This is a genomic window from Pseudomonas sp. SWRI81 (assembly GCF_014268545.1).
In the GTDB taxonomy this organism is placed as follows: domain Bacteria; phylum Pseudomonadota; class Gammaproteobacteria; order Pseudomonadales; family Pseudomonadaceae; genus Aquipseudomonas; species Aquipseudomonas hamedanensis.
The window spans coordinates 1-3,798 of sequence record NZ_JABWQS010000083.1 but is presented as its reverse complement, the minus strand read 5'-3'; the positions used below and the strand labels follow the sequence as shown (position 1 = coordinate 3,798).

1 protein-coding gene and 1 pseudogene are annotated in these 3,798 nt (G+C 56.0%); both read left to right on the top strand.

Annotated features, from left to right (window positions below):
* Positions 1-720 (top strand): Ig-like domain-containing protein (locus HU765_RS26480; protein ID WP_186624056.1); only part of this gene is annotated, 720 nt, incomplete at its 5' end.
* A gap of 638 nt (positions 721-1,358) precedes the next feature.
* Positions 1,359-3,798, top strand: a pseudogene (locus HU765_RS26475) (hypothetical protein); the annotation flags it as partial.

Below are 3,798 nucleotides of genomic sequence, written 5' to 3'. Positions count from 1 at the left end.
TTCAACATCGAAGCCAAGTTGATCAAGGACAATGAAGGCGGAACGGTGATCGCCCGGTACGAAATCAAGCGCGCGGCGGGCGGGACGAGTTATTCGAATGCCTTGGAACTGAGAGTAGGCGCAGCGCTCGATATTGATCAATCCGTCATGAAACTCGATGGCAACAACTACTATATGTCTCCAATCTCCGCTCATAAACCGGATTGGGTAAGGGTTAACTTCAAAGCACCACAAACCTACGAGACTCGGGTTCCTGCCAACGGCGCGCCTCCCTATGTCTATACTTCCGAGAACCCTGACATCGCAACCGTGGACGATACGGGGCTGGTGCATTCGATATCCAATGGAAGTACTACCATTGTTGTACAGGACGCTGACAATCGGACTGCCGAATTCCCCGTTGAATGCTCCAACGTTTTCGAGCTATGCGCATTTCCCGATCAATTGAATTGGAAAGATGCACAGGCGGCGCTCGCCAGAGAAAACTTGGAGCCCATCCTGGCACGAGGCAACTTCGTCGACGAGCTTGGGCCTCAATTTCAAGCAACTACTGTTCCGTCTCCTCAAGGGGAAAAATACTACGGCCCCGTTTTTGCTGACGGAAACCCACCGCAGATTTACATTTATGCCACTGGCCGAGCGAGTGAAGACAGAGGCTTGAATATAGACATAACAAATCCAGACGATCGGTATCGGTATATCGGTCGAAAAACAAAATAACTGCCCGCTGCAAAGTTAATTCAAGAAACATAGAGCTACCTCAGACACCTCCTTGCGCGAGGACTTCTGAGGCATTTACGGGGCAGGCCACGGTGTAAGCGGAATGCCCATCCAACACCCTCAAGGTGGGATTTGTTGAGATGTTCGAGGTGGATGGGGAGTCAGGGGCTGGCAGAAGGATCTGTCCGTGATCGAGGTGTGGTCGACCACACGAAGATCTTGAGTCTGGTGAGATTAAGAGGCCGGGAGCCTGCTCGCGATAGCGGTCTGTCTGGTTTGAACGCATCGACTGAGAAATGCTCATCGCGAGCACGCTCCCACATTTTGGAGTGCACTCCCTTTATTTGGCTGTGAGATACCCCGTTAAGCTGCCTGGATCCGCTCAAAGCCGATTTGCCAGTTCTCCTGTTTCAGCTGCAACTCCGAGCCTACCGTTCGTCTGGAATACATCAACACCTGTCAGGTTTGACAGGTGTGCAAATTCAACAACACAGGTTCAATCACTCCATCACCCGAACGGAGTGCGCGCCCATGTTCGCCTGACATCCCACGCCAGCGAGCCCGCTGGGTCTGCATGATTCCGTCCGCCTCGAACGTTGCGGCACAACGCCGAGCCTTTCTTCCAGAGGACTTGCCTGATGCCTTCCCACAAGAACTTCCGCTTCCCTCCCGTCAAGGAAGGCAACGAAACACTGGCCCTGCGCCCGTTGCTGATTCCGGGGATGCTCGAACCCGTACAGGACGGCGATGGCGGCATCAACATCAAGGTGGCGACGGACGACCCCCAAGGCTTGCTGTGCGTAATCAATCCTTATCTGAGCTTGATGAGCGAGGGTGACAGGCTGGATATCTGGTGGAACAACGCGAAAGTGCTTGAACGATTCGTGACGGCCGACGAAGTCAATCAGCGGGTTTTCTTCTACTTGCCGGCGCCTGCAGAGTCAGGGTGGGTCGAGAATTGCCATTACGTGCTGACCCGAGTGGGTGAAACCGAAGCCGACCCGCCGTCGGCGTCCTTGCGGATAATGATCAAGCTGTACAAGCCGGGGAACTTTGACAGGGAACCGCATAAAGACGACGGCCATTCAGAACTGAACATCGTGCAATTGCCGCCCGAGCTGGTCGAACAGGGCGTAATCGATGCCGGCTGGGCGAAAGATGGTGTATTGGCCACCATCCCTCACTACGTGTATTGCACCCGCGACGATAAGGTCCGCCTGAGCATCGGCGATCACTTGCTTCCTGTTCACCGCATCACGCAGGAGCAAGCCGATAACGAACAACCGATCGAAATCCTGATCGAACAGGCAGACATTCTCCGCGCCGGAGACGGTTTACAACGGGAAATCAGGTACGACATCAACGACAAAGTCTGGAACTGGGCCGACCGCCACTCCAAACGCACCTACATCGAAATCGACGCCGGGGGCTGGCGCCTAGAAGCTCCGATCATCAAGGAAGCCTTTAATGGTGTCATCACCATCAGGGACCTGAACAAGCTGCCGGTCACCGTGCAGATCCATGCCCGCAGCCAGGAGTTCACTCTCGGCGACAGCGTGAAAATGACCTTCATCGGCAGGCCGCCGAATTATGCCGAACCCATCATCTGCAGCGAAACCCGCGAGATCGACAACGTCCCCTCAGTGCTGGAAATCAAGGTGCCCTATGACTTGATCAGAGCAATTGTTATGGGCCGCGCCGACGTCTCCTATATCCTCTATAAAAAGGATGGTGGTGACCCCCTGTCCTCCAAGCGCGCCTTTGCAACGGTCGTGGGCGACGTCAACATGCTGCCCGAGCCGAACATTCTTGAGCTGATCGGCGATACCCTCGAACCGGACGTGTTCTTCGCCACGGTAGAAGTCCGCTATGCCATGAAGAACGGCGACTTGATTTGCCTCAGATGGTTGGGAACAAAATCCAATGGCGACGAGTATCTGCATGAGGTTTCGCATATCGTCAGCGCGAACGAGGCCACGGAAGGTCTTGTCACGTTCTACATCGACGCTGAGCACATCACTGTGCTCGACAACGGCACGCTGGATCTTTCCTATGTAGTCGCGAACGATGCACCGGGCCTTCTCGACGTCAGAGAATCCGAGCGCCTGCTGGTCAAGGTCGGAAAGATTCGAGCGACGCTGCCCAAACCCGTGGTCGAGGAGGCTGAACCGTCGGGGGATGTTCTTGATCCGTCGAAGGTGTTCGACAGCGTTCAAGTACTGATCGGCGAGGCGAAGACGCTGGACAAGGACGTGGTGACGTATTTCTGGCGCAGCCCCAACCCGATCTCCAGTACCAGCGACTGGCTGCCGATCACTACCGTCAGCGCAGGCAAACCTGTGCGTTTCAGGGTCGACAAGCAATATGTCACGTCCAACATCGCCCAATATGTTGATGTGCGTTATGTGCTGTGGCGTGCGGTTTCGCAGCGCTATGAATACTCGGCCTCGCTGGTGCTGTTGATCGTTGAAATAGTGGTGCCTGTGATCAATTCGGTTACCGATACCAGCGGTGAGGTAATCCCTGATAATGGCATTACCTTCGACACCAGCGTCACAGTCGAGGGCACGGCCAGCGCCAACCTGACGCTGCAGTTGTATGACGGCGCTGCGGCTATCACACCCATCGTGAAAGTCGATGCCAGCGGCAACTGGACACTGCCGCTGACGGCGCTCAGTGTCAGCGCTCACAGCATCACGGTTAAAGCGTTGTATGGCAGTAATCCGGTGTCGGCGGCACGGACCTTTACCGTGGCGGTGGCGACAGCGCCGACCCTCATGTCGGTCGAAGACTCCCTCGGCGAAGTCGCTGAGGGTGGCACGACGTTCGATAATTCGGTCACGCTGAGCGGCAAGGCATTCGCCAATCAGAAGGTCGAGATCTTCGACGGTGTCACGTCCCAAGGCCAGGTCGCGGTCGATGCCAGCGGCAACTGGACACTGCCGCTGACGGCGCTGAGTGCCAGCGCTCACAGCATCACGGTCAAAGCGTTGTATGGGCATAATCCGGTGTCGGCGGCACGGACCTTTACCGTGGCGGTGGCGACAGCGCCGACCCTCATGTCGGTCGAAGACTCCC